The 23,473-nt window shown below is 59.9% G+C and carries 25 protein-coding genes and 2 tRNA genes; 12 read left to right on the forward strand and 15 right to left on the reverse strand.

Annotated features, from left to right (window positions below; translation table 11 throughout):
• Positions 1-109 precede the first annotated feature (109 nt).
• The gene (locus JNM85_09090) at positions 110-706 is read right to left on the reverse strand and encodes a sigma-70 family RNA polymerase sigma factor (GenBank protein ID MBL8088207.1); all 597 of its coding nucleotides are present in this window, start codon (positions 704-706) and stop codon (positions 110-112) included.
• A 165-nt stretch (positions 707-871) separates the two neighbouring features.
• Between JNM85_09090 and JNM85_09095 the strand changes: the two genes are divergently transcribed.
• The 6 genes from JNM85_09095 (at position 872) to JNM85_09120 (ending at position 5,349) form a co-directional block, all read left to right on the forward strand.
• On the forward strand, positions 872-1,237 hold the full coding sequence (locus JNM85_09095; GenBank protein MBL8088208.1) for a hypothetical protein: 366 nt from the start codon (positions 872-874) through the stop codon (positions 1,235-1,237).
• A 68-nt stretch (positions 1,238-1,305) separates the two neighbouring features.
• Positions 1,306-1,746, forward strand: a complete 441-nt coding sequence (locus JNM85_09100; protein MBL8088209.1) for a dCMP deaminase family protein — start codon at positions 1,306-1,308, stop codon at positions 1,744-1,746.
• Positions 1,743-2,783 carry an undecaprenyl/decaprenyl-phosphate alpha-N-acetylglucosaminyl 1-phosphate transferase gene (locus tag JNM85_09105; protein MBL8088210.1) on the forward strand — a complete coding sequence of 347 codons (1,041 nt, stop codon included), beginning with the start codon at positions 1,743-1,745 and terminating at the stop codon, positions 2,781-2,783. Before JNM85_09100 ends, JNM85_09105 begins: the two co-directional genes overlap by 4 nt.
• Complete coding sequence (gene wecB, locus JNM85_09110; protein MBL8088211.1) at positions 2,776-3,930, forward strand: UDP-N-acetylglucosamine 2-epimerase (non-hydrolyzing); 1,155 nt, start codon at positions 2,776-2,778, stop codon at positions 3,928-3,930. Before JNM85_09105 ends, wecB begins: the two co-directional genes overlap by 8 nt.
• Entirely contained in the window at positions 3,897-4,763 is an 867-nt protein-coding gene (locus JNM85_09115; GenBank protein ID MBL8088212.1) for an undecaprenyl-diphosphate phosphatase, read from the forward strand. The genes wecB and JNM85_09115 overlap by 34 nt, the downstream gene beginning before the upstream one ends.
• On the forward strand, positions 4,744-5,349 hold the full coding sequence (locus JNM85_09120) for an aminoacyl-tRNA hydrolase (GenBank protein ID MBL8088213.1): 606 nt from the start codon (positions 4,744-4,746) through the stop codon (positions 5,347-5,349). The genes JNM85_09115 and JNM85_09120 overlap by 20 nt, the downstream gene beginning before the upstream one ends.
• Here JNM85_09120 and JNM85_09125 read toward each other — a convergent pair.
• Positions 5,338-5,700 (reverse strand): hypothetical protein, encoded by a 363-nt coding sequence (locus JNM85_09125; GenBank protein MBL8088214.1) that lies wholly within the window; start codon positions 5,698-5,700, stop codon positions 5,338-5,340. The genes JNM85_09120 and JNM85_09125 overlap by 12 nt on opposite strands.
• Before the next feature lie 169 nt (positions 5,701-5,869).
• On the opposite strand from JNM85_09125, the gene JNM85_09130 reads away from it, so the two are divergent.
• The 4 genes from JNM85_09130 (at position 5,870) to JNM85_09145 (ending at position 8,081) form a co-directional block, all read left to right on the forward strand.
• Positions 5,870-6,463, forward strand: a complete 594-nt coding sequence (locus JNM85_09130) for an alpha-ketoglutarate-dependent dioxygenase AlkB (GenBank protein MBL8088215.1) — start codon at positions 5,870-5,872, stop codon at positions 6,461-6,463.
• Positions 6,464-6,631: 168 nt separating this feature from the next.
• Complete coding sequence (locus tag JNM85_09135) at positions 6,632-7,357, forward strand: hypothetical protein (protein ID MBL8088216.1); 726 nt, start codon at positions 6,632-6,634, stop codon at positions 7,355-7,357.
• Between the two features lie 78 nt (positions 7,358-7,435).
• Positions 7,436-7,510 (forward strand) — tRNA-Ala (locus tag JNM85_09140).
• 208 nt (positions 7,511-7,718) lie between these two features.
• Positions 7,719-8,081, forward strand: a complete 363-nt coding sequence (locus JNM85_09145) for a hypothetical protein (protein MBL8088217.1) — start codon at positions 7,719-7,721, stop codon at positions 8,079-8,081.
• Positions 8,082-8,305: 224 nt separating this feature from the next.
• Here JNM85_09145 and JNM85_09150 read toward each other — a convergent pair whose 3' ends face one another.
• From JNM85_09150 to JNM85_09165, 4 genes are all read right to left on the reverse strand, one after another.
• Complete coding sequence (locus JNM85_09150) at positions 8,306-8,608, reverse strand: hypothetical protein (protein MBL8088218.1); 303 nt, start codon at positions 8,606-8,608, stop codon at positions 8,306-8,308.
• Between the two features lie 740 nt (positions 8,609-9,348).
• Positions 9,349-9,873 carry a hypothetical protein gene (locus tag JNM85_09155; GenBank protein ID MBL8088219.1) on the reverse strand — a complete coding sequence of 175 codons (525 nt, stop codon included), beginning with the start codon at positions 9,871-9,873 and terminating at the stop codon, positions 9,349-9,351.
• Between the two features lie 547 nt (positions 9,874-10,420).
• A complete protein-coding gene (locus JNM85_09160) occupies positions 10,421-11,287 on the reverse strand; it encodes a hypothetical protein (GenBank protein ID MBL8088220.1) in 867 nt (288 codons plus the stop codon).
• 5 nt (positions 11,288-11,292) lie between these two features.
• Complete coding sequence (locus JNM85_09165; GenBank protein ID MBL8088221.1) at positions 11,293-12,057, reverse strand: SDR family oxidoreductase; 765 nt, start codon at positions 12,055-12,057, stop codon at positions 11,293-11,295.
• 9 nt (positions 12,058-12,066) lie between these two features.
• On the opposite strand from JNM85_09165, the gene JNM85_09170 reads away from it, so the two are divergent.
• Positions 12,067-14,160 (forward strand): ATP-dependent DNA helicase, encoded by a 2,094-nt coding sequence (locus JNM85_09170; protein ID MBL8088222.1) that lies wholly within the window; start codon positions 12,067-12,069, stop codon positions 14,158-14,160.
• Here the strand turns inward: JNM85_09170 and JNM85_09175 are convergent.
• The 8 genes from JNM85_09175 to JNM85_09210 all read right to left on the reverse strand — a co-directional run bounded on the left by JNM85_09175 (position 14,157) and on the right by JNM85_09210 (position 21,004).
• On the reverse strand, positions 14,157-14,768 hold the full coding sequence (locus JNM85_09175; protein ID MBL8088223.1) for an N-acetylmuramoyl-L-alanine amidase: 612 nt from the start codon (positions 14,766-14,768) through the stop codon (positions 14,157-14,159). The genes JNM85_09170 and JNM85_09175 overlap by 4 nt on opposite strands.
• 29 nt (positions 14,769-14,797) lie before the next feature.
• Positions 14,798-16,027, reverse strand: a complete 1,230-nt coding sequence (locus tag JNM85_09180) for a competence/damage-inducible protein A (protein MBL8088224.1) — start codon at positions 16,025-16,027, stop codon at positions 14,798-14,800.
• A gap of 48 nt (positions 16,028-16,075) precedes the next feature.
• The gene (locus tag JNM85_09185; protein ID MBL8088225.1) at positions 16,076-16,696 is read right to left on the reverse strand and encodes a hypothetical protein; all 621 of its coding nucleotides are present in this window, start codon (positions 16,694-16,696) and stop codon (positions 16,076-16,078) included.
• Between the two features lie 64 nt (positions 16,697-16,760).
• A tRNA-Leu gene (locus JNM85_09190) sits at positions 16,761-16,846 on the reverse strand.
• Positions 16,847-16,860: 14 nt separating this feature from the next.
• Complete coding sequence (locus JNM85_09195) at positions 16,861-17,625, reverse strand: ABC transporter ATP-binding protein (protein MBL8088226.1); 765 nt, start codon at positions 17,623-17,625, stop codon at positions 16,861-16,863.
• A gap of 2 nt (positions 17,626-17,627) precedes the next feature.
• Positions 17,628-19,382, reverse strand: coding sequence for an ABC transporter ATP-binding protein (locus tag JNM85_09200; protein ID MBL8088227.1), 1,755 nt, complete (start codon positions 19,380-19,382; stop codon positions 17,628-17,630).
• A gap of 5 nt (positions 19,383-19,387) precedes the next feature.
• Positions 19,388-20,122 (reverse strand): creatininase family protein, encoded by a 735-nt coding sequence (locus JNM85_09205; GenBank protein MBL8088228.1) that lies wholly within the window; start codon positions 20,120-20,122, stop codon positions 19,388-19,390.
• 30 nt (positions 20,123-20,152) lie between these two features.
• Entirely contained in the window at positions 20,153-21,004 is an 852-nt protein-coding gene (locus tag JNM85_09210) for a sigma-70 family RNA polymerase sigma factor (protein MBL8088229.1), read from the reverse strand.
• Between the two features lie 367 nt (positions 21,005-21,371).
• Between JNM85_09210 and JNM85_09215 the strand changes: the two genes are divergently transcribed.
• Positions 21,372-22,259 carry a stage II sporulation protein M gene (locus tag JNM85_09215; GenBank protein MBL8088230.1) on the forward strand — a complete coding sequence of 296 codons (888 nt, stop codon included), beginning with the start codon at positions 21,372-21,374 and terminating at the stop codon, positions 22,257-22,259.
• 239 nt (positions 22,260-22,498) lie between these two features.
• On the opposite strand, the gene JNM85_09220 is transcribed toward JNM85_09215, so the two are convergent.
• Positions 22,499-23,473, reverse strand: a complete 975-nt coding sequence (locus tag JNM85_09220; protein ID MBL8088231.1) for a Gfo/Idh/MocA family oxidoreductase — start codon at positions 23,471-23,473, stop codon at positions 22,499-22,501.

Genomic DNA, 23,473 nt, shown 5'->3' on the forward strand with positions numbered 1-23,473 from the left:
CTTTGAATGTCGGTACCTGACACAAAAAATGGAGGTCCAGATGGGGCTGAACCTCCGAGTGCTTGGTCTTCTGTCTATCGTTGCTGCTGCGACTGAGTCGCTAGGTGTGTTATGGAATTTGTATGCCGCGCTTCAGGACTGCCGTGCGAAGCAGCTTGCGGCCGCGGTGGATGCGCGAACGGACGGTACCGATCGTGGTGCGCTGGCGTTCGGCGATCTCGCCGTAGCTCAGCTCTTCCAGATCGCACATCGTGATTGCATCGCGATACACATCGGGCAAATCGGCCAGTGCGCGATGCAGTTCGGCCCGGAACTCCTGAAGAATGTAGTCTTGGTCAGGAGTCGCCGAATCGTCGGCAACGATGATCTCCTGCACGTCGCCGTCGACTGGGCTCACCATGGAGTTCAACGACTCGGCTCGGCGAATCGGATTTTCGCGTCGGCGCAGGTCCAGGAAAGCTCGCTGCATGATGCGGAGCAGCCAGTTCAGGAACGGTCGGCCATCGGCGTACGAGTCGAAGGCGCGCCAAGCCTTCACGTACGTGTCCTGCACCAGGTCCTCCGCTTCGACGTGGTTTCGCGTGAGTTGGAGGGCCATGCTGAAAGCTCGGCGACGCGTACGTTCGTACAACGATTCGAATCGGCGAAATTCCGATTCAGATCGAATAACGATTCCAGACTGGTCGAGGCTTGCAGAGTTGGTCATCAGTGTCCCTCTTTCTCTAATATATCAAGAATCAGTGATTAAATGCAAAAATTTATGATGATACGATGATATTTATCGATGACTAGTATTTTTACCTGGCGCGCGATTGCCTTCGATGAGGGTACACGTCTGCTGTTCCCGCAAGGGGGCATCAGGGAGGATCCGTTGAAGCTCGTATTCATCACCGACGACAATGAAGTCATCAAGACCACCAAGGACGCATACCGTTTGGGTGAGGAGGTGGTCATTCACGCAGATTGGCACGCCGGTTTGGACGCGTGCGACGGTGCCGACATGATCTTCGTTGACCTCGTGACGACCTTGGCCGATCCCCACAAGATTGCGGGCTACGAGCAGTTCGCAGCCGCCAAAATGGCCCACCCGGTTGCGAGCAAGGTTCCCCTAGTGCTCATCGCGCCCGAGCCCGAATACGAGTTGGACTTCATGGCGGGCTGGCCCGATTTCGTCTTCACCCACATCCGCAAGCCGGTCAATGAAAAGATCTTTCGGCGAGTCGTCACGTATATCTGACAGGCGACACCCAGGTTCGCCATAATGTGAGCGTGCTCGTGGACCGGCCATCCTGGGACTCCTACTTTATGCAGATCGCGCATCTGGTCGCGACCCGAGCGACCTGCCAGCGCCGATCGGTCGGTGCGGTAATCGTCCGCGAGAAACGCATCCTCGCCACCGGCTACAACGGCGCACCACGAGGCCTCGGTCACTGCCCTTCCGAAGGACCCCTGCACGACTGGCCCCTGGGCTGCATGCGCGCCGGACACTGCATCCGTTCGCTCCACGCCGAGCAGAACGCCCTGCTCCAAGCTGCCATGATCGGGATCGCTTGCGAAGGCGCTTCCATGTACGTCACCTGCCAACCGTGCAACACCTGCGCAAAAATGATCATTAACGCGGGCATCACAAAGGTCATCTACGAAGGCGAGTACCCCGATGAGTTCTCTATCGAGCTCTTCCGCGATGCGAACCTTGAGCTCTATCAATTCGGCGACGACACGCTAACCAAGGTGGCGCTCTCGTGAGTTCCCTCGTCCAACTCCTGGCTGCTGCCACACCCCGCGACCGGTTTCTCGACGGCTTTCGCTATCCGTTCCTGGCTCTGGTTATCGCGGCTACCGTCGCCTGGTTCCTGACGCCGCTCGTGCGCAAAGTCGCCATTGACCGCGGAGTCATTGATGACCCCAAGGCTGACGACCGCCGGGTCCACACCGAGCCGATCCCTCGCTGGGGTGGCATCGCTATCTACGCGGGCATCCTCGCGTCGCTCGCCGCGGTGCTCCCGTTTGCCTATCCCCACAAACCGTTCCCCGTCTATCTCGTGGGCATCCTAGTGTGCGGCGCGGTCATCGTGGTCATGGGAGCGCTCGATGACCTATACAAATACTCAGCCAAGGTCCAACTGCTCTACATCATTGGCCTCGCCGTCGCCGTCCAGTTCTTCATTGGGCCTGCGGGTCAGGTTCAAATCCACGGGTTCCAACCGTTCTGGGGCAAGGATTTGCCGTGGGTCGATTTCGCTTGGGCCACCGTCCCGCTGACCGCCATCTACATCTTCTTGATCACCAAGACGATGGACACCATCGACGGGATCGACGGCCTGGCAGCGGGCATCGCTGCGATCTCAAGCTCGACTCTGGCGATCATCGCCGTCTTTAGCGAACAACCGCGGGTCGCGCTGGTCTGCGCCGCCACCGGCGGGGCCGCACTCGGTTTTCTGCGCCACAACTACAATCCCGCACGCATCTTCATGGGCACAGGCGGCGCGCAACTGCTCGGGTTCATGCTCGCCTCGCTCACGATTGTCGGCGCGATCAAGACCGCCGCGGCGGTCGCACTCATCATTCCTGTCCTGGTCTTCGGAGTCCCCGTCTTCGATGCCGCATTTGTGGTCTTCCGCCGCATCCTGCACCGCCAGCCGATCACGCAGGCCGACAAACGGCACCTGCACCATACGCTGATGAGCCGCGGGCTGAACCAGCGCCAAACAGTGTGGATTCTGTACTCACTCGCCATGCTGCTGTGCGCGATCCTGCTCGTCACGGTGAGAACTCTTGGCTAAGCCACGCATTGTCTGCGTCGTGGGCACCCGCCCGGACACGATCAAGTCTGCGCCGGTCATCCAAGAGCTTCGGCGCTACCAGCACGTTTGCGAGACCGTCGTCATCGCCACCGGCCAGCACCGAGAGATGCTCGCCCAAGCGCTAGAAACCTTCGACATCGTCCCGAACGTGGACTTCGCGGTTATGACACCGGGCCAGACGCTCGCCGACATTACCACCCGAACGCTCTCGCAGCTGGATCGCTACCTCGCCGAGCACGAAGCCCAGATCGTGCTTGCTCAGGGCGACACCACCACCACCTTCGTCGCCGGCCTCGCAGCGTTTTACCGCCAGATACCGTTCGGCCATATCGAGGCGGGTCTTCGCACGCCAACCATCTGGAGCCCGTTCCCCGAGGAGTTCAACCGCCGCGCAGTGGGGATGTTCGCTGCCCTCCACTTCGCTCCCACCACCGAATCCGCGGACAATTTGCGCAAAGAGGGCATCACTGCCGGACTGCACGTCACCGGGAACACGGGGATTGATGCCGTACGCCAGGTCGCGGAGCGCTCCACCGCGCAGTGGGCCGACGACCACCCAGGCCGGGTCATCCTGCTCACCACCCATCGTCGCGAAAACTGGGGTGCGCCCCAACGGGCCATCGCGCGCGCTGCGCGCGCGCTCCTCGATGCTTTCCCCGACACGCTCCTGATCGCCGCCATGCACCGCAACCCCGCCGTGCGTGAGATTCTGCGCGACGAGCTAGGAGCCCACCCGCGCGCCCAGCTCATCGAGCCGCCCGAGTACGCCGACTTTGTGAAGCTCATGCAGCGCGCCCACCTGATCCTCACCGACTCCGGCGGAGTTCAAGAGGAGGCACCCGCGTTCGGTCGACCAGTACTGGTGCTGCGCGAAACGACCGAGCGGCCCGAGGGTGTCGATGCTGGAGTCGCCAAACTCGTGGGCGCAGACTACGACACCATTGTTCGGAGCGGCTCGGAACTCCTGTCCGATCCTACCGCTTACGCCGCCATGTCCCAGGCCCAGAGCCCCTATGGCGATGGGCGTGCCGCACAACGAATTCGGTATCTTGTCCTTCGGTTCCTGGGAATCGACGCGGAACCGGAGGCCATGTGGGATTCTTCCAAGCCATCGTCTACGGCATAGTTCAGGGCATCGCCGAATGGCTGCCGATCAGCAGCACCGCGCACTTGCGCGTCGTGCCTGCCCTGCTTGGTTGGCCCGATCCTGGTGCTGCGTTCACGGCTGTCATCCAGTTGGGCACGCTCCTGGCGGTGCTGATCTACTTCAGAAACGATCTGGGCAAGGCACTCATGGCCTGGGTCCGATCCATCGGCGACCCGGCTCAGCGCCGCACCGTCGAAGGAAAGATGGGATGGGCCATCTTCTTTGGCACCCTGCCGATTGTCATCTGCGGACTCCTCTTCCAGCACGATATCAAGGGTTCGCTACGCTCCTTGAACGTAGTTGCCGTCATGCTAATCGTCGTGGGCATCGTCATGCTTATCGCCGAGCGGTTCGGCAAGCAGCGGCGCGGCATCGAGGACGTCACCGTCAAGGACGGCATCATCGTCGGGTTGTGGCAAGCCGTCGCGTTGATCCCAGGTGCGAGCCGCAGCGGTAGCACCATCAGCGGAAGCCTCTTCAGCGGATTTGACCGCGGCACCGCGGCCCGTTTCTCGTTCCTACTGAGCGTTCCCAGCATCTTCGCCGCCGGGCTAAAGGAGCTGTGGGAGATCCGCCACGACATCGCGGGTCCGATGCTCGGCCCGATCGTCGTCGCCACCATCGTCTCGTTCATCGTCGGTTACGCCAGCATAGCGTGGCTCATCGGTTACCTGCAACGGCGCTCCACCGGCATCTTCGTGGCCTATCGCATCGCGCTCGGCATCTTGCTCCTCGCGCTCATCAGCGCTGGAAAGCTCGACCCGAACGCCGGAATCGCCCCAGAGGTCCCTAGTGTTTCGACGACGCGTTAAGGAGCCTGCCGCGCAGCCCGAGTGGCTGATCGTCGGACTGGGCAACCCTGGACCGCAGTACAGCGGCACCCGTCACAACGTAGGATTCGAGGCGATCGACCAGCTCGCCGAGCGCGCCAAAATCCGGATCGCCGACCGTAGATTTCAAGCGGTTTTTGGCGTCGGTAACGTTGGTGGCAGCCCGATCATGCTCGCCAAGCCGATGACTTATATGAACCTCAGTGGCCAGGCAGTTGCCGCGCTGCTGCGCCACACCAATCTAACCCCCGACCGTCTGGTGGTTATCACCGACGACCTTGACCTTGACCCAGGCCGTGTTCGAATGAAGCCACACGGAGGCGCGGGCGGCCACAACGGCCACCGCAGCATCATCAGCAGCCTGGGGACGGATCGATACGCACGCATCAAAGTCGGTATCGGCAAAGGTGATCACTCGGGCCGGGACCACGTGCTGAGCACTTTCACCCCGGACGAACGTGCGCTGCTGCGCGAGGCGATGCAAACCCTCTGCGAAGGGATCGAAATCCTTGTCCAGCAAGGCATGAATCATGCTCTGACGAAGGTCAATACTGCTTCAAACCACTAGCGGTTCGCGCTGCCGTTCGCAGTAGCTGTGCTGCACGTGCAAGACATGCACGGCCCGGCACTCGGGACCCCAGATCCGCTGACACTGACCCGCAAAGGCGATGTACATGAGTTGTCCATCGCGGGACTGTCGCCAGCCCGAACGCCCCGCGCCAGACTTGAGCATCACGAACTGGCTGGGACCGATGTGGACATCGTCGTTGAAGAGGTGGCTCCCCGCCTGACCCTCGTAGGCCAACTCGCTGAGCACGAGATGCCCTCGCAAGTGCTGCCGCATGGCACCCTGGTTCTGCAAGAGAACAAACTCGCCCTCTACTTGATCGCTCCGCTGTACGCCTACGATTCGAATCATGTCCCCGGTATCCCTAACAGGACGGACGGGACGATGCGCAGAAGTGATTCAGAAATTTCGGGTTCAAAGGAAGCTGGTCAACCGGAGGGACAGAGCAATGCGGCGGGGGAAGATGGAACGGTTCGGGAATGAAGTGTCATGCGCCTAGCCGAGGTTCACCAGGACCAAAATGAAACCGATGCGCTCCCTCTTCGATGACCCGCTCCCGGCTGAAGGGCTGGACCTCGTTCCGAACTTCGTGCAGCATCAGACCGAGTTGTTGCATACCATTGACACGCAATCGTGGATCACCGATCTGACGCGCCGGGTGCAACACTACGGCTGGCGATACGACTATCGATCGCGGGCGGTCGACCAGCATGCTTACCTCGGCCCCCTGCCCGAATTCCTTCAGGTTCTCGCCGTCCGTTTGCACGACGAAGGGCGGATGGCGTCCATCCCGGACCAAGCCATCGTCAACGAGTACCTGCCCGGTCAAGGCATCGCGGCCCATATCGACTGCGAGCCGTGCTTCGGACCGCAGCTTGCAACGCTGTCGCTCGGCGACGACTATCCGATGCGCTTCACCCACGTCGCATCGGGGGACGCCTTCGAGATCTGGCTTCCGCAACGCTCAGTGTGCATCATGTCCGGACCAGCCCGATACGAATGGCGGCACGAGATCGCCAAGCGCAAATCCGATGCCTTGAGCGGAGCACGCAAGCAGCGGAAGCGAAGAGTCTCCGTCACGTTCCGAACCGTGACCAGGGTTCGTGGCACGTAGCCGTTCCTTGAGTACCGTCGTGGAGATTCCGGCAGCGGCCGCTTCGATAGGGTGGTCAAGGCGAGTGGCCAGCGAGGGGGCGATGGCGTTGGATACTCACCGCAGATTACGAAACTGTATTCGCCTTGCCCCAGCGATCCCCCTGCCCTCCGTCTCGTAGAGTGCTTCATGCACCGCGTTCTCGCCATAGCCACCCTGGTCGCGATTCCCGCGTGGGCCGCCGCCGAGCCCGACCGTTGGACCCTGGATCTGGAAGGGGGTTGGGTATCCACTCGCTACAACACCGCCCAGGTGCCCAAGGCCACCGGCTCAAAAATTGACCTCGGACGATTACTCGGGCGCAAGGCGCAGCCCACCTACCGAGTCGCGCTGTCCTACCGAGACCATCATGATGGCGAATGGAAACTGATGCTCGCACCTCTGCGTCGTGCCACCTCGGGGACGCTCACCGGCCCAGCTAAGTTCGCGGGTCAGTCGTTCGCTGCAGGAAATGTAAACGGGCTCTATCAGTTCAATAGCTACCGCCTGACTTACCGCAAGCCGTGGAGATCGGGCTGGTCCGTGGGTGGCACTCTCAAGGTCCGCGATGCCGAGATCCGGCTGAGCCAAGGTGCGACCGGGGCGAGCGAGAAGAACGTTGGATTCGTCCCGCTGCTCCACGTGCACAAGACGGGCACGCTGGCGCGCGGACTGAACTACGAATTGGAAGTGGATGGCCTCGCGGGAGGTCCCGGCCGGGCCGTTGATGCGACCTTCCGACTCACCCGCCCCCTGAACGCAAAGTCCGAGGCGTTTGTGGGAGTGCGCATTCTCGAAGGAGGCGCGGACGTACCGAAAGTCCGAAACTTCGCGTGGCTGAACTATGTCACCGCCGGGGTCACCTTGCGGTTCTAAGACGACCTTGGAGGCGGGCTAGCATCGCCCCGCCCAACGGTGGTATCCTAACCGCTCGCGGGTAACCGCACCAACCGTGGGGGCATAGCTCAATGGGAGAGCACCTGCTTTGCAAGCAGGGGGTTAGGGGTTCGAGTCCCCTTGCCTCCACCATAGAATTGCCCCTTTTGAACCTGCAATAGTACTCAGATTCCAGATTCAGGTTCGTGAAAATCCGAATCATAAGCACCCAAAAAGGCACCTATTCCCCAGACGCTCGCCGCGCTACATCTGCCCTAGCGTCGGGCTGGTACCGGGCGCAGACTTCGACAAGCATCTTTCACAAGTAGCCAACGCTCAACGCTGCGAGTACTGTTTCTGTATGGATAAGGCGACTCCCATCATTCTCCGCTCAGATTCAGTATCGCTCACTATTCTTCCTTTAGAGTTACAACCTGATGATGTAGGTGCAATTTCATGCCGGGTGGATTTTGAGGCTACTGGCATCGGGGTCATTCACTCATCGGCAAGCATCGCGATAGACAACCTAAATCGATTTGCGCATGAAGTGGACCAGCTGCGAACGACTCTGTCCGGGAAGGTTTCACTCTATTCGGTTGAAGAAGACTTTGAGTGCTTGATCGATTGTGTTGCCGGAAAGGTCGAGATCATCAGCATCGTGCCATTGCCCTGTGATTTGGGCCGTCTCCATTTGCGCTTTGACACTGATCAAAGCTTCTTGTAAGTCCTCAATGCTCCCAGAGCACCCAGTTCGACACTTCGAGCGATGAGACCTTGGTCGCGATAGGACGCCTCTCGATTTTGGACGCGCAACACTTGGACATGGGAGAACTCCCCCCTGCCTGACTTCAGAAGCCTCGGGCGTTCAACTCTCCAGCGAACACTTGAAGTGCCGTCCCCTGTTCACGCAGAGTGAACAGATGACGGAAAGCTCGGCTCTGCTCGAATTTATTGCCGTGCGTCAACGGGTTCGCTTTCCAGGGCTAAAACTCCAAAAACACATTCATGAACCTCTATAAGTGAGTCGCGATTCACAAAGCGACTAAGTCCTTCCAGCCCTGGAACAAACTCCCGGCTTGCCAGCGAGCGCTTGCGGGTTAGGCTTCGTTTCCGCAGTCGGGAAGAATTCTCGGGCCGCATATAGTCGGGGCCATAAATGATCCGCAAATACTCCGTACCCCTGCATTTGATCGCTGGCTGAACCAGGCGTCCTTTGTGAAACTCGAGGAAGTTCTTTGGCTTAACGACCATCCCATCGCCTCCACCCTTCGTAAGATCTTCCCACCAAGCGATGGCCGAGGCACAGGCTGCTTCATCGGTTAGATCAACTTCGCGGTATGGCGTCCGAATCAAGATTCTCGGATCTTCATCGGCGATTCGGCCTAGCGTTTCTATATGCCATAGGTGGTCCTTTGAGGAATGGACTTCCAGTCGGGCTACGCCCTCCCTTCATACCAAACTTGAGGTAGAACCCCGTTCGTCAACCCCGGAGGTCTCAGCCTAGACTGTCTTCAACAATGGGGGCAGACCACTTTCATTTTGGCAAAACCGATGCTACCTACGCAGTTTAGGCAAGAAATATCTCCTCGCAACAGTAAGCTTGGTGACTTTAAACACCCACCCAATAGCTCCGACTAAACCGAGTTGGAGTAGTCCTTGGGGAGCGGTCCCGATGAACGATTCACCGAAGCGGGACAGATTAATGGGCCACCCCTCCAAGTCCTTGCCTACTGCCGATGCGAGAGTTATAACCAGTAGGTGAACCGCCGCCGCCGCTATCCAGAAAACAGCTCCTGCTCTGCTATTCTGCCGAACCCAAATAAAGACCTCTCCAACAACAAGAAGGCGAGCCACCCACTGCACTCCAACAGGCATCGACATCGGCCACGCATAACCTAATGCATTTCCTTGATGAAATAAAGTTGGAAGGTCGTAAAAGGCAATGGTTAAAGTAACACCAAGGAGTGTACCAAGTCCGATAGCCCGCCCAATCATTGCCTCATTGATCCCCCTCTCCATGAGATAGGCGTTCTCAATGTTCCAGGTACAGGCATATGTGGACCGTAACCGTAATCTACGATTACTGTCATAGGCTTGCCGTTTCCCCATTCTCGTGTAAGGTCCATCACTTCTTTGCCGCTTGCCGATCGAACGACCGGGATTGTAATTTCAAGGGGGATCGGCAGTTCTGCAAGGGCCTGATGTTCTTTACTCTGCCCGGACATCGCCGTGCGAAACGCTACCACCAACGCAACCGAAGAAAAACTATTCGCTGTATAGGGGCGGTCGTTGACATACTGCTCTGCCGTGCCGCTTGCATTGCCTTTCTTTCTGGACAACTTCACTGGATCAACATTGGCGACTAAGGCCACCGTTGTCCGAGTCGCAGAAGCTTCCGGATAGGCAGCTAGTACCCGCCCGAAATTCGTTTCGCGCTCGAAAATCCGATCCGGGTTCTTATGAAGCAGAAAACCAAGATCCGTCGCAGGTTGATGAGTGGTCGATATGAGGATCATGCTCTCGAATGGAATGCCGATTCTCCGCTACCAATAGCTGTGCAAACCCGAATCTGGCATCGGCTGACATGGTACCTGGCTGTGCTTGGAGTTCCTCTCCTGCGCCTTGTTCCATGCGGTTGGCTACTCAAGTTTGAGTGCGAAAACCGTCCCTGAATCTCCACCCCGGATTTGCCCGTGCCGATCTTGCAGAACCGCTCAAACTCTCGATTCAGGATTCGACAATCTAGACCCGCCGTCGGCTCAAACCCGAGCCAAACGTACAAGATGAACAGGAGCCGAGTCAATGATCACTCGGCGAACTTGAATGCCGCCAGATTCTTGGCGTTACTGCACAAAGGAATCCATTTTCCGCTCGCCGTATCCGCTAGCTTCGCTTCCTGCATCAGCTTTAAGCAAATAGCTTCGCAGGACGAGCATCTTGGGTGCAACGCCACTCCATCCAAGAGCCCATCGGGCAACCATTTGCAGCGCGTTGAATCCCTTTATGAACTCGTCTAATCCACTCGCTCCTGGGTGGCGCACCTGCATGGGGCAACCACCCTCATCACACCCAAGCCACGACTTGCTCCGGACGGTACGGAATTAGAGTCGCTTGCGGCGCGTCGGTCGAGCGGATCACCCCGATGAGTTCCATCTTTGCGCGGCCCAGGCCCTCGTCAGCCCCCGCGTCCAGCACGTACTGCGCGATCGGGTCGATGGGCGTCAAGTCCGGCAGCGTGATGTTCATGCTCACCTGCACCACGTCTTGGCTCGCGAGCGGCAAGCCCAGCGCCCGGACGCCCAGGAATCTGGGGTCGCCGTCCTGCCGTAACCGGCGGATGGCCCCCGCGATGAGCCTAGCGGTCTCCAGATCGCCTGAGTGGAAGTTCGCATTGAGCGCGATCAGAAAATCGCGCACCCCCATCACCGATGCGCCCCACTGCGGGTGTGCCGCCTTGGGGCCGAAGTCTGGCTGGAGTTCCCCGCGCAGCAGTAACCCACCGAACCCACCCTTGCGGAGCGCTGGCAGGTCGCTCTCGTGCCGACCTCGCTCCGATTTCTCGTACAAGAAGACTGGAATCCCGAATCGAGCAGCGAAGTTGCTCGCGTACTTCTCCACGTCCGCTAGCAGGTCCAGCGTCGGAGCTTCGCCCACCGGTATGAACGGGCACACATCCAGCGCGCCAATGCGCGGGTGTACGCCGCTGTGTCGGTTCAGATCAATCGAGTCCAGAATCAGCGCGTTCAGGCTGTCCAGGGTCGATTCGATGGCCCCCCAATCGCCCGCCGAAAACGCAATGACGGTGCGATTGTGGTCCAGATCCGATTCGCAAAAGTGCAAGCAGACGGGTTGGGACTCTACCAGTGCACGGCACTGGCGCAAGAGGTTCGGGCTGCGCCCGAAGGACCAATTTGGAACGGTAAGGATCATCGCCACTACATGGCTACGATGTTGTAACCGTTATCAATGTACACGACCTGACCGGTCACGCCGCGGCTCAGATCGCTCAGCAGGTAGACGGCGTTCTGGCCGACCTCGGGCTGGGCAAAGTCGCGCTTCAGCGGTGCCTTGTCCTTCACGTGGTCGATCATGGAACCCAGGTCCTTGACGCCGCGCGCCGCGACCGTGTTGATCGGTCCCGGGCTGAGGGTATTCACCCGGATCCCCCGCGTTCCCAGATCCTGGCTCAGGTAGCGCACCGCCGATTCAAGTGCAGCCTTGGCGACACCCATCACGTTGTAGTTCCCCACCGCGCGCACACTGCCCAGATAGCTGAGCGCGATCACACTGGCATCGTCGTTCAGGATCGGCTCCAGGTGTCGGCAAAGGGCCACCAGCGAGTAACAACTCACATCCATGGCGATCTGGAACCCATCGCGGCTGGTATCGATGAAGCGCCCCGCCAGGTCCTCGCGCTTTGCGAACGCGGCACTGTGAACGAGGAAGTCAATCTTGCCGTAGGTCACCGCAACGTCGCGCGCCAACTGCTCCAACTGCGCCTCGTCGGAGAAATCGACGACGAACGGGGCGTATGCGGCGTTGTCGCCGATGAGCTTGGAGACTCCCTCTAGCATGCGCTCGTTCTGCGCCCCCACGCCGACGCTCGCGCCGTGTGCGGCAGCCGCTTCGGCGATAGCCCATCCGATCGAGTTCTTGTTCACGACGTTCAGGACGAGACCCTTCTTCCCTTCCAACAGCATGCCGGGATTATGGCACTCTTACCGGGTGCGGAGGTACACCTTTCAACCATGGGGGAACTCTCGGCCAACGAGCTGATCGATCTAGCGTATCAGCGACTGCTGGCCCGCCCCGGATTCGTGCTGCGAGAAGATCAGCGTCAGGTGTCGTTGCTCCTGAGCGACTGCATAGCCGAAGGCTCACGCGGGGCGTTCGAGGCTCCGACCGGACTGGGCAAGTCGCTGGCGTGCCTGATCCCCGCCATCGCCCACGCACTGGCGAACAACACGCGCGTCATCATCGCAACGTACACCAACATCCTAGCCGAACAGTACTGGCGCACCGATCTGCCGCTCGCCCTAAGCCTTTTCGATTCCGCCCCCAAGACGTCGTTCCTCATCGGTCGGACCCGCTACGCATGTATGGCGGCCTTGCAAGAAACCAACCACGACGCTGCCGACGCCATGGCGCTGCACGCCGAACTGGGCATCGAATCTGAGTTTCGCAAGATCGTGAACCTGAAACCGCGAGAGAATGCCGCCCTGTGGAGCGCAGTCTCGACTCCCCCGGTCTGCCCTGGGCGCCTGTGCGACTTGTACTCATCGTGCTACTACTACCGCGCGCGACGTCAGGCCGAGAAAGCAGAGGTGGTGATCACAAACCACAGCGTAGTGCTGCAAGACGCCCTGATGCGCCGCGCCAGCGAGAGTGCACTCTCGCTGCTGGGCAACTACGGATACGTGATCTTCGACGAAGCCCATGACCTGCTCCAATCGGTTCCGAACGCGCTAGAGTTTGAACTGAGCGAAGCGAAGCTGAATCTAATGATGAGCTTGAGCGCGAAGATCGAGCGCGCCATGGAGAACGCAGCCAATGCGGCCAAAGCTCAGGGGGTGCTGCACGCCCTCTGCGAGGGCTTCAGGAAGGATCTGACCGAGGCAGCTGGTCGACTTCGCACGTACCAAAGCTGTCTCGGCGCTCCAGGCATCTTGTCCGTCTCACCGGAGTCGCTGCGCGATCACCCACAGATCAAGAGTCGCCTCCAGCTCTCGCGGCTAGAGATCGCCGAGGCGGTCGCGCTCGAAGTCGCCGACACGATGGAGCGATTCACCGCTGCTTGCCAAGAGTTGGTTCGCGGATGGGAGATGGAGGGACGGATCGACCCGAATCTAGCGAGCAGTGCCACCGATTCAATCCTCAACTACGACGTCTTCTTGCGTGATTTTGCACTTGGTTGTCGTACTTTGTTTACGCAAGATGTCACAGGCATCACCTATGTTGATTCGGTGCAAGCAGAGCCGCGAATCCGGTACGACGTCATCGACTTTGCTCCACTACTACAGGAACTGCTCTGGGACGTGAAACCGGCGGCGTGCATGTCTGCCACGTTGGCGATCGATGGAAGTTTGGAGTTTTTCAACGATTCCCTTGGTTTCACCCCCGATTTCCTGGAGATTCTGCCAAGCCCATTTGACTTTTCGACGCAAGCAGCACTTTACGCTCCTGCCCCGGGTGCGATACCGGACCCATCGGAAGCGCGCAAGCTGGGGCAAGAATCACAGTACTTCGACGCCATCGCCCGCGAACTGACGGAGATCATCACACTGATGCGCGGACGCACCCTGGCCCTGTTCCACTCGCGACGTGAAATGGAAGAGGTCCACCGAAGGATGCGGCTCTCAGAGGAGTATCCTATTTTGATGCAGTCGACTCGCTCTGCATCGTACGTGGGTGAGCAGTTCAAAAAGAATATTGCGTCATCGCTCTTCGCGCTACGCAGCTTCTGGACCGGGTTCGATGCGCCCGGCGAGACGCTCTCGTGCGTCGCACTCGTCCGGGTCCCGTTCCAGGTCCCCGTCGATCCCGCGCAGGTGGCCAAGCACGCTTGGCTACAGCAGGCTGGGAAAAGCAGCTTCTCGCAATGGACTCTGCCACACGCCAAAATGCTTGTGAGGCAGGGCGTCGGACGACTCATCCGAAACGACCAGGATCGGGGGCTGATCTGCCTGCTCGACCCGCGCATCCGCGGCAAACAGTACGGCGCGGAAATCCTGGAGAATCTCCCGCCTGGCATGCGTGAGTACAGCGACGTCAGCGACGCGATCGGATGGCTCGGGCTGGGTTAGGGTCGCTCCACCCGTGCACGATCTGGGAACTTCCACACCTCCAAATCCACCTCCGCACCAATCGCGCCCAGGTCGAATCCAGGACCAAACGGATCGGACTTTCGCTTGGGGGAGACCTCGTAGTGCGTAGTCACATATTTTATCGTCGGGAGAGCGCCCGCCAGAACAGAAATCAAGGACTGGCATGCTTCGATCTGTGCATCAGTGTAACTTTCTGATCCATCGTTCATATTCACAAAGCTAATTCCGATGGAATATCTATTGACACTACAGCCGGCTTCGAAGTGGTGTACTCGCTTCTTCGCTACGTTGCTTGAATTGTACGGATATTGCTTCATGCTCACGCCCGCCGCTTGCTCTTGGGGCCCATAGCTACTCCCTGCGTGACTGCACATGCGCATCGATGCGCACCCTTTGTAAATCGTTCCGTCGCGGGCGATCAGATAATGATAGGCGTAACCCTTGGATCGAAGTGTGCTCACTGCGTTCGCCACGCTGTTGTCGGGACGTTCGCGACCGGCGGTCGAGTGCAGCACGATCGTATCGAGGACGACCCCTGCAGGTCGGGGGCTAGACTTAAGTTCAGGGCGAATCAGACGTATTTCCATGGTTTCTCCCGTGCTTCGGGGCACACTGGTCAACTGAGGTGCCTGTACAGATCATACAGTGCCGCTTGACTGGCGCGCACGCGGATGTCCTCGCGCGACCCTCTCAGCTTCAGCTCGTGCACCGAAGTTCCCCGCGAACCACTGATTCCGACAAAGACCATGCCGACGGGCTTTTCCGGGGTTCCCCCGAGGGGTCCCGCGACGCCAGTAATGCTTACGCCAACGTCAGCTCCGAGTAGCTTGCAGACCCCGTCGGCCATGGCGGCCGCGCACTGCTCGCTGACCGCACCATGCTCCTGCAGCAAGGCTTCCGGAACGCGCAGCAACTGAGTCTTCACGGCGTTGTCATAGGAGATCACTCCGCCCAAGAACACGTCTGATGCGCCTGAAACCGACGTAACCCGCGCTCCCAGTCCGCCGCCCGTGCAGCTCTCGGCCACCGCCAGCTTCATCCCCCGCTGCCTCATGAGGCGAAGCACCACCGACTCTAACGACTCGTCATCCTCGCCGTAGACGCAGGGGCCGAGTACCTTTCTCACCTGCTCCAGGTAAGGAACGATCAGGGCCTCAGCCTCCGCCTTGGTGGCCGCCCGCGCCGTCACCCGGAAGTGGACCTCAGCGGTCTTGGCGTATGGGGCGATCGTCGGGTTCTCGGTTCGGATCAGATCACCGAGCAGTTGCTCCGCTGCGGCCTCGCCGATGCCCGCTACGCGGAGTGTGCGGGAGTGGATAACGCCCTGAAAGCCCAGCCCCATGAGCGTTTCGTGAACGACCCCTCGCGCCATCGGCAGGAACTCATTGCGAGGTCCGGGCATCGCGAGGATCACTTTGCCATCCTTGCGGCAATCCAGACCAGGCGCAGTGCCAAACGGATTCGGGATGAACGCCGCGCACTCGGGTCGCATCGCTTGCCGAATCTGGGATGGCACCCACGCTCGCTTCATGGTCTCGAAGAGATCCCGCAAGTTTGCTTCTTCCGCGGGATCCACGATGAGCGGACTATCGAGTACGGCCGCGATGCCGTCGCGCGTGATATCGTCCTGGGTTGGCCCCAACCCGCCGATCGTGATCACGATTTCGGCCCGACTGAGAGCGAGTCGCAGAGCCTCCACCAGCCGCTCAACGTTGTCGCCCACCGTTTGCCGCCGGACGTGTCGGATGCCCAGTTCTGCGAAGAGTTCGCCCAGGATCGCCGCGTTCGAGTCCACGATCTGGCCCAGCAGCAATTCAGTTCCGACACTCACGATCTCCGCAGTCACGGTCCAAGTGTAGCTGAGCGCGTGCCCGCCCGGAAGTCAGTCAGGCCATCAAGGTTGCAACGTGAACGAAGCCGCTTGGGCGATCTGCTCCACGAGCATTTGCGCGTTGGACTGCAAGCACGTCTCGCCACTGACGATCCGGTCGGCAACTGCCTGAGTGGGCAGCACATATCGCTGCTGATTGGGTTCAACGTGCGTTCGGTACCGCACCATCGAGTCGTACTCCGACCGTCCACGCTCCACCGCATCGCGTTCCAGCCGACGTGCCAAGCACACCGCGGAGTCTGCCTGGACAAACACCTTCATGTTGGCGAGTTCGTTGAGCTGGTTCCAATACAGGGCGAAGAGCCCTTCGAGCACAATGAACGGCCCAGGATACACCGGCTCGTAGCCCACGCGGGTGAATTCAGAGAAGCTGTACTGCGGCTTGTGAATCGTCTGACCCGCGAGAAGTGACCGAATGTCACCCACCAAACCGTCGACATCAATCGAATCGGGGGCGTCGAAGTTGATGGCACGACGCTCCTCGAAAGTCAGGTTCTCGTAGGGCCGATAGTAGTCATCGACCGAGAGCCGCACTGCGTCCAATCGCCGGCCCAGCTCCGATGCCAAGGTCGTCTTCCCTGAGCAGCTGATTCCCGCGATGAGTAGCAGTTGTGGCGTCGCCATCTCCCGAAAATTGTGACGCATGGAGCGCGCAAAATGCGCCCGTAATCTCGGGGGAAAAGGAGTTTGGTGCCCAGGGTGGGACTCGAACCCACACGCCCTTGCGGGCAAGGGATTTTAAGTCCCCTGCGTCTACCATTTCGCCACCCGGGCGGGTGCCAGGCGAATTATAGCCGTTCGCGCGGGGCGAAGACGACCGCGCCCGAAGGCGCAACCGCCGAGTCGATCCGCACTGCGAAAACCTGCTCCGCGAGCGGCCGAATTCCGTCTGGAGCACACTCGCCGACGACCGCGCCCGATCGCAGCGCCACCACCCGGTCTGCGTACCGCGCCGCCCAATTCAGATCGTGCGTCGCAATGAGTACCGTCTTCCCTTCTTGCGCCAACGTACGCACCATCTCACCGATGTCCATGGTGTGCCCGAGGTCCGCGTTCGAGGTCGGTTCGTCCATGAGCAGCACAGGGGTCGCCTGTGCCAGAGACCGAGCGATCCACACGCGCTGCATCTCACCAGCGCTGAGCGATCCGACGAGCCTCTCGTTCCATGCGAGGCACTCGGTACGAGCCATCGCCTCTTCAGCAGCGCGAAGGTCCTCAGCCGTCTCGCGAAAACCCACTGCCCAAGGCATCCGCCCCATCAGAACCGTCTCGCCAACGGTGTACTCGGCGGTCGGCGACTCCGATTGCGGGACGTAACTCACTCGCTGCGCCCGCGCACGAACTCCCAGCGCAGACAAGTCTTCTACCCCAAGCCGGATGCTCCCGCTCAGGAGTCTGGCGGTCCCGGTCACCGATTTCAGCAGCGTCGTCTTGCCACACCCATTCGGCCCCAGCAGCACCGTGACCTGCCCGGCGGGGATGGTCAATGAGACTTCCGCCATGACCGGGACGGGACCATATCCAGCCGAAACGGCTTCGAGGAGAAGGTCCATGACTACCCGAGTTCGGGTTCCTGGAACCCCTGATTGAAGACGCGGTACATCGCCGCGAAGGAACCGTCAAGCCGCATCAGCTCTTCGAAGCTTCCCTGCTCGGCGATCTCACCCCGTCGGAGCATCACGATGTGGTTCGCCCGCGCGGCCGATGTCAGTCGGTGGGCGATGAAGAGCGTGCTACGGCCCAGCATAAGCTCATCAAGCGCACTTTGCACCGCCTGTTCGCTGAGAGCGTCCAAGTTGCTGGTCGCTTCATCCAGGAGCAGGACCTTTGGTTTTCGAACGAACGCCCGGGCAATGGAAATGCGCTGCGCCTCACCTCCGCTCAGCCCCGATCCACGCTCACCGAGCTTAGTCGAGAACCCCTCGGGGAGACCGACCACGAAGTCGGCATGGGCCCCCTTACACGCATCGAGTATCTCGCTCTCGGTAGCGTCGGGTCTGCCAAGGCGGATGTTGTCCGCGATGGTGCCGCTGAAGAGGAATGTCTGCTGCGGAACGACTCCGACTTGCGAGCGTAGCCACGGGGTGGAGATCTCGCGCACGTTTACGCCGTCCACCAGTATCTCGCCCGCAGTTGGTTCGTAGAACCTTAGAAGCAGGTCTGCGATCGTCGATTTGCCCGCGCCGCTCGGCCCGACGAGCGCAAGCGACCTTCCGGGTTCAATCGTGAAGGAAACGTTCTTCAGCGCCTCAGTTGCGTCCGGATAGGCAAAACTGACCCCACGAAACTCGATACGACCCTGGAACTCAGGGAAGGTGCGCGTGCCGAGCGTATCGGGTTCCGGCTCGGGCACATTTAGAACTTCGGCGTAGATCCGGTCGGCGGCGGCAGAGATCTGCGAAGTCGTTTGTTTCAGCGATCCCAGGTTGCGGAACCCCTGGTTCATGTAGTCAAGCGCGAAGAGAAACGCGGCCAAGTCTCCGACCTGCAGTTCCCCTCGGTTTAGCAACCACGCGCAGACCAAAACGACGAGCGCAATTCCGACGGAGCCGATCAGCTCGACCATCGGCTTCAAGGTAGCCACGCGCCGGGCCGCCACCATCTGGCTCTCGAACGACTTCTCGACGAGCCCGCCAAACCGCTCCTGGACGGTCGCTTCCGCGCCAAACGCCTTGATGATGCGGGTCCCTGTGAGCGTCTCGAAGCTCATGGCAGACAGATTGCTCAGGTCGTCTTGAACGTTTGCTTGCGCGGTACGCATCTTCCGTGCATTGCGCTGAATGACGAACGCGAGCACTGGCAGCACGGTGAGCCCGACCGCTGCAAGCTTCGGCTGCATCACGGCGGCCGTTGCAAGCCCGGACACGATCTTGATCGGCCCATCGATCGAATCTCGCAGCGTGGTGACCGCATTCGAGTACACGTTGATGTCGTTCGAGAGGATGCTCTGCAGACTGCCGGTTCGCTTCTCGTGGAAGTAGCTCAGTGGCAGGCGCTGAAGTTTCTCAAACAGCCGGACGCGCAGGTTGGTGGTAATCCGATTCGAGGCGTAGTTTAGATAGTAAGCCTGTGCACGAGCGAATGCGTATTTGATCGTGAAGAGGGCAATCACCAGCCCACTCAACGCCACAAGTTGAGACGGTTGTTTGTTCGAGACCGCATCCACCACCAGCTTGATGAAAAGGGCCAGCGCACCCCCCAAACCAGCGACCGCCGCCGAGCACAACAACCCTCGAATGACCGATTGCTTCTCGGAAAGGATCTCCCGGGCAATGCGTGGATCAAGACGGTTGACGAGCCAGGTGAACATCGAGACTACGGCACCACCGAACGGAGGACGTACCCTTCGGACAGGGCTCTCATGTCGGTCACTAGGCCATCGCGCGCGGCCTCAAAAATTGCCTTCCCCTTCGCGGCTGACGCCAAAGTCGCAAATCCAAGCGAGCCCTCCTGTGTGATCTCGTTAAACGGGTGGGACATGCCGCGAACGGGCGGATCGGGGGTCAAGCCATCATCGCGAAGAAGATCGCTACGGACGTGCGATGGGAACAAGTGCAGCATCAAGCTCGTCTCCGCCTCGCAGGCGTGACGAATCTCCTTAAAAGGACCCTCGAGTTGAGTTCGGATCGTTTCAGCAGCGTACGTGTAGTAGTTTGCATGGCCGATCAGGATCTTGGGGTCTTCGTGTTTGACCTGTCGGCAGACGATGCCGTTGGGCTCGGAGTTGCCGCCGTGGGCGTTGACGATGAAAAACTTCCAAAACCCGTGCCGCTTCAAGCTGTCCACCACCTGGTGCAACGCGGTCATGTAATCCGCGAATCCGGCTGTGAGGGTGCCCGCGAAACCCAAATGGTGGGCCGACGCCCCGAGCCAATGGGTCGGTGTCAGTAGAACGTGTTCGGGGAGCGCAGCCTCAACGGCCTCGGCGACCGCGGTCGCAAGCATAGAATCGGTGAAAACCGGCAAATGGCTTCCGTGCTGTTCAACCGAACCCGTGGGGATCAGGACGACCTCTTCTCGACCAAGGGCTTGGACCTCTTTCCAGGTCATGCGGCTTAAGTGCATGCCTTATTGTGCACGTTAGGAGTTGAGGAGGTCCTTTAGACGGCGCCGTTGGGCCACGGCGCGAAGCTTCTTGATCGCCTGAATCTCGATCTGGCGGATACGCTCGCGGGAAATCTGAAGCTCGCGGGCAAGCTCGTCGCGCAAGAGCGGCTCTTCGGAGCCGTTGATTCGCAGTCGGCAACTCATCACGCGCCGCTCGCGCTCGCTGAGTTCGCCCATGATTCCGCGGAGTTCGCCGATCATCTCGTCGCTGAGAACCTTGTCTTCCGGGTCGCCCTCACTTTTATCACGGAGCAGATTGCCCAAAGTGGTGTTCTCGCCATCGCCGACGCGCATGTCCAGCGACAGCATGTCTTGGGACGATTGGATCAAGGTGGTGAGCTTGTTCGGGGAGATGCCGATCGCAAGTGCAATCTGCTCCATCGTTGGCTCGTGCCCCAGTTCGCGGACCAATCGCGTACGCTCTCGTTCAATGCGTCGCAGTGACTGAGATACGTGGGCGGGGAGGCGGATCGCCTTCGATTTATTGTCCAGTGCCCGGCCGATCGACTGGCGAATCCAGTGCGTGGCGTAGGTCGAGAAGCGGAAACCTTTTTCGGGGTCAAAGCGTTCTACTGCATGAATGAGCCCGATCGCACCTTCCTGGATCAAATCTTCGAGGGCAATCGAACGACTTCGATACGACTTGGCAATGTTGATCACCAAGCGCATGTTGGCTTCGACCAGACGCTGCTTCGCTCCCAAGTCGCCCTGCTGGGCGGCTCTCGTGAGAGTCAGCTCTTCATCTGCCGTTAGCAGGGGAACCTGCGTCAGCCGACTTAAGTAACTTGGTACTACCTCTTCGTGGTCCATCCACTCCGTGCTCAAGGACAACCTCGCAACCGCCGCTCTGAAGACCAGAGGCACACAGCCATGACAGGACTCTTACAAGATCCGTGCCAAAGACACTGCGCCTACTTATATCGGACTCTAGAACTTGAGGGCGGGTTCCAGACGGTTGTCATTTACTCGATGGTCGCATCAAAATTGCGCAACAATGTATACCGAGTACTCTAGTTTGACGTAGGAAGTCAGCGTCAAGATGGGTGTACACGCGCCGATTGAGCAAATCTAGTTCAATTGCCGGGCCATCATGCTGTTCTTAGAATCGGAGTTCGTCGAGCAGAGAGAGCCGTCCTGGAAACGGCTCCATTTTCTGTGCGACAAGAGTGAGAATTCGGTCAATAACCTGTCGGTGTCCGAGCTTCGAGAACTCATCAGCCTGTACCGCTCCACCAGTGTGGACCTTGCCCGTGCGCAGACTGAGTCCCATAACCTCACGCTCATAAACGATTTGAACGCGATCGTTGGGCGGGCGTACGCGGTGATCTACCGCGCGCCAACTCAACGCCTCTCGGACACAGTGCGAGCCATGCTCACGGCAGCGGCACGATCAACCCGCAAGCTCAAGTGGTTCATCTTGGCGACGCTGATCCCTTTCTTCCTCGGGATCGTTGTTTCGAGCGTGACCCTGACCGTGCGCCCGGATCTGCGCCATCACTTGGTGTCGGCCCAGGAAGAATCGCTCTTCGATCACTGGGCAAAGGCTGAGTTCGAGGCACCCGAAGGGATGGAGCAGACCGAGATGTGGATGTTCTATGCCTCGCACAACCCCATGGTGTTGCTGCTCAACGTCAGCAGCGGGCTCGGGAGCGGAGGCATTCTCTCGACCGCCATGGTGTACCGGATGGGAATCCAGCTTGGGGCGCTCAGCCACAAGATGCAGGAAGTGGACAAGCTCCCGTTCCTCATCACCTCGCTCATGCCCCATGGAGCAAGCGAACTCAACGGCCTCTTCGTCGGTGCGGGCGCGGGCTTGGCGCTTGGGTGGGCATGGCTTGTACCCGGACGCCGATCACGGACCATGGCGGTGCGCGAAACCGGCAAGCACGCCTTGGTCGTGGCGCTCCAGGCCTTCATCATGATGCTCATCGCCGCGCCATTCGAAGGCTTCTTCAGCTTCAGCCCCCAGTTCCCACAGTGGTTAAAGGGCATGGTCGGCGTTTTCGTGCTCGCCGCGTGGCTCCTGTTCTGGACGTTCTACGCGCGCGACCCAGAACTCGAGTCCGGCACGAATAAGTAAGGGCCGGCTGGGGGAAGCCGACCCTGGGGCTGGAGGGTGTGAGCCACCATGGGGGTGGTGGACTCATGCTATTGGGGTTTTGGTTCATTGGGCAACTTGGGGAGTTGCACCAACGAGAGCTTTCTTCCCCTTCGGTGGGGGGCGAGTCAACGAGTTCTTACCGGGAAGAGAGGGCCCCGATATGAATCCACCACAATTACGCGCGTGAACTTACGAGAGTCCCCCGCACCCGTGCGGGCTTACGGGACAAACTTGAGTCCAGCGCTCCGGGCCAGACCGTCCAGCGTGCGCGCATTTCCGAGGGTGTCCTGCCAAGTCATCGTCGGAGCCTGACGCTTCGGGAGGTATGCGCGGACGAGATCGGCTTGGTGTCCCCACAAATGCGGCACGGTCTTGAACTTGATCGGCTCTGGTGCCTGCCCATCGAGCTGTACGTAGATCCCGCCATTGCAGAACCATGGAGACGTGACGGTTAAGATCGCCTTCTCTCCGTACACCCGGAGCACATTCTCCAGCCGACAGTGGATCGAGCAACCAAACGTGGCGCGAAAGCCGCTGGGGAAAATCAACTGACCGACGCCGTCCCGATCGTAGTCACCGTCACCCATGTTCGCGGCGTAGGCGATCTTGTTGGGCTCTTCGCCCGCTATCCACCGGAGCATGCTCACCGTATAGCACCCGACATCCATGAGCGCCCCGCCTCCCAGCGAGCCGTCGATCCTGAAGTGATGCCCGGGACGACCGGTAACGCCGCCAAACTCGGCATGCGCCATGATCGGCTTGCCGATGACCCCCTCGTTCAACAACTCCCGCAGTGTAATCATCTGCGGGTGGCAGCGGTACATAAACGCTTCCATGAAGAAAACGTCCGCCGCTTTGACGGCCTCCAGGCTCGCGCGAGCTTCAGCCAGAGTCAAGGTGAAAGGCTTCTCGCACAGGATGTGCTTGCCTGCTTGCGCTGCCTTTTGGGTCCACTCGGCGTGCAGATGGTGCGGCAGCGAGATGTAGACGATGTCCACGTCGGAGCGGTCCAAGACCGCGGCGTAACCCTCGACGGCATCGCCACCGAATTCGCTGCTGAATGCCGTGGCCGTGTCCATGCTGCGGGAGCCGACCGCGACTAACTCGCCCGATTGCCCCATCGCAAGCCCTTCGGCAAACTTCTTCGCGATCGCCCCGGTGCCGAGAATCGCCCAACGCAGCTTCTCTTCCAT

This window comes from Chthonomonas sp. (assembly GCA_016788115.1).
In the GTDB taxonomy this organism is placed as follows: domain Bacteria; phylum Armatimonadota; class Fimbriimonadia; order Fimbriimonadales; family Fimbriimonadaceae; genus UBA2391.

Excerpts from the sequence above, each read along its gene's own strand:
- JNM85_09090 (MBL8088207.1), bottom strand. The coding sequence starts at position 706 with ATGACCAACTCTGCAAGCCTCGACCAGTCTGGAATCGTTATTCGATCT.
- JNM85_09100 (MBL8088209.1), top strand. The coding sequence starts at position 1,306 with ATGCAGATCGCGCATCTGGTCGCGACCCGAGCGACCTGCCAGCGCCGA.
- JNM85_09125 (MBL8088214.1), bottom strand. The coding sequence starts at position 5,700 with ATGATTCGAATCGTAGGCGTACAGCGGAGCGATCAAGTAGAGGGCGAG.
- JNM85_09130 (MBL8088215.1), top strand. The coding sequence starts at position 5,870 with ATGAAACCGATGCGCTCCCTCTTCGATGACCCGCTCCCGGCTGAAGGG.
- JNM85_09135 (MBL8088216.1), top strand. The coding sequence starts at position 6,632 with ATGCACCGCGTTCTCGCCATAGCCACCCTGGTCGCGATTCCCGCGTGG.
- JNM85_09145 (MBL8088217.1), top strand. The coding sequence starts at position 7,719 with ATGGATAAGGCGACTCCCATCATTCTCCGCTCAGATTCAGTATCGCTC.
- JNM85_09150 (MBL8088218.1), bottom strand. The coding sequence starts at position 8,608 with ATGGTCGTTAAGCCAAAGAACTTCCTCGAGTTTCACAAAGGACGCCTG.
- JNM85_09155 (MBL8088219.1), bottom strand. The coding sequence starts at position 9,873 with ATGATCCTCATATCGACCACTCATCAACCTGCGACGGATCTTGGTTTT.
- JNM85_09160 (MBL8088220.1), bottom strand. The coding sequence starts at position 11,287 with ATGATCCTTACCGTTCCAAATTGGTCCTTCGGGCGCAGCCCGAACCTC.
- JNM85_09165 (MBL8088221.1), bottom strand. The coding sequence starts at position 12,057 with ATGCTGTTGGAAGGGAAGAAGGGTCTCGTCCTGAACGTCGTGAACAAG.
- JNM85_09170 (MBL8088222.1), top strand. The coding sequence starts at position 12,067 with ATGGCACTCTTACCGGGTGCGGAGGTACACCTTTCAACCATGGGGGAA.
- JNM85_09175 (MBL8088223.1), bottom strand. The coding sequence starts at position 14,768 with ATGGAAATACGTCTGATTCGCCCTGAACTTAAGTCTAGCCCCCGACCT.
- JNM85_09185 (MBL8088225.1), bottom strand. The coding sequence starts at position 16,696 with ATGGCGACGCCACAACTGCTACTCATCGCGGGAATCAGCTGCTCAGGG.
- JNM85_09195 (MBL8088226.1), bottom strand. The coding sequence starts at position 17,625 with ATGGACCTTCTCCTCGAAGCCGTTTCGGCTGGATATGGTCCCGTCCCG.
- JNM85_09200 (MBL8088227.1), bottom strand. The coding sequence starts at position 19,382 with ATGTTCACCTGGCTCGTCAACCGTCTTGATCCACGCATTGCCCGGGAG.
- JNM85_09205 (MBL8088228.1), bottom strand. The coding sequence starts at position 20,122 with ATGACCTGGAAAGAGGTCCAAGCCCTTGGTCGAGAAGAGGTCGTCCTG.
- JNM85_09220 (MBL8088231.1), bottom strand. The coding sequence starts at position 23,473 with ATGGAAGAGAAGCTGCGTTGGGCGATTCTCGGCACCGGGGCGATCGCG.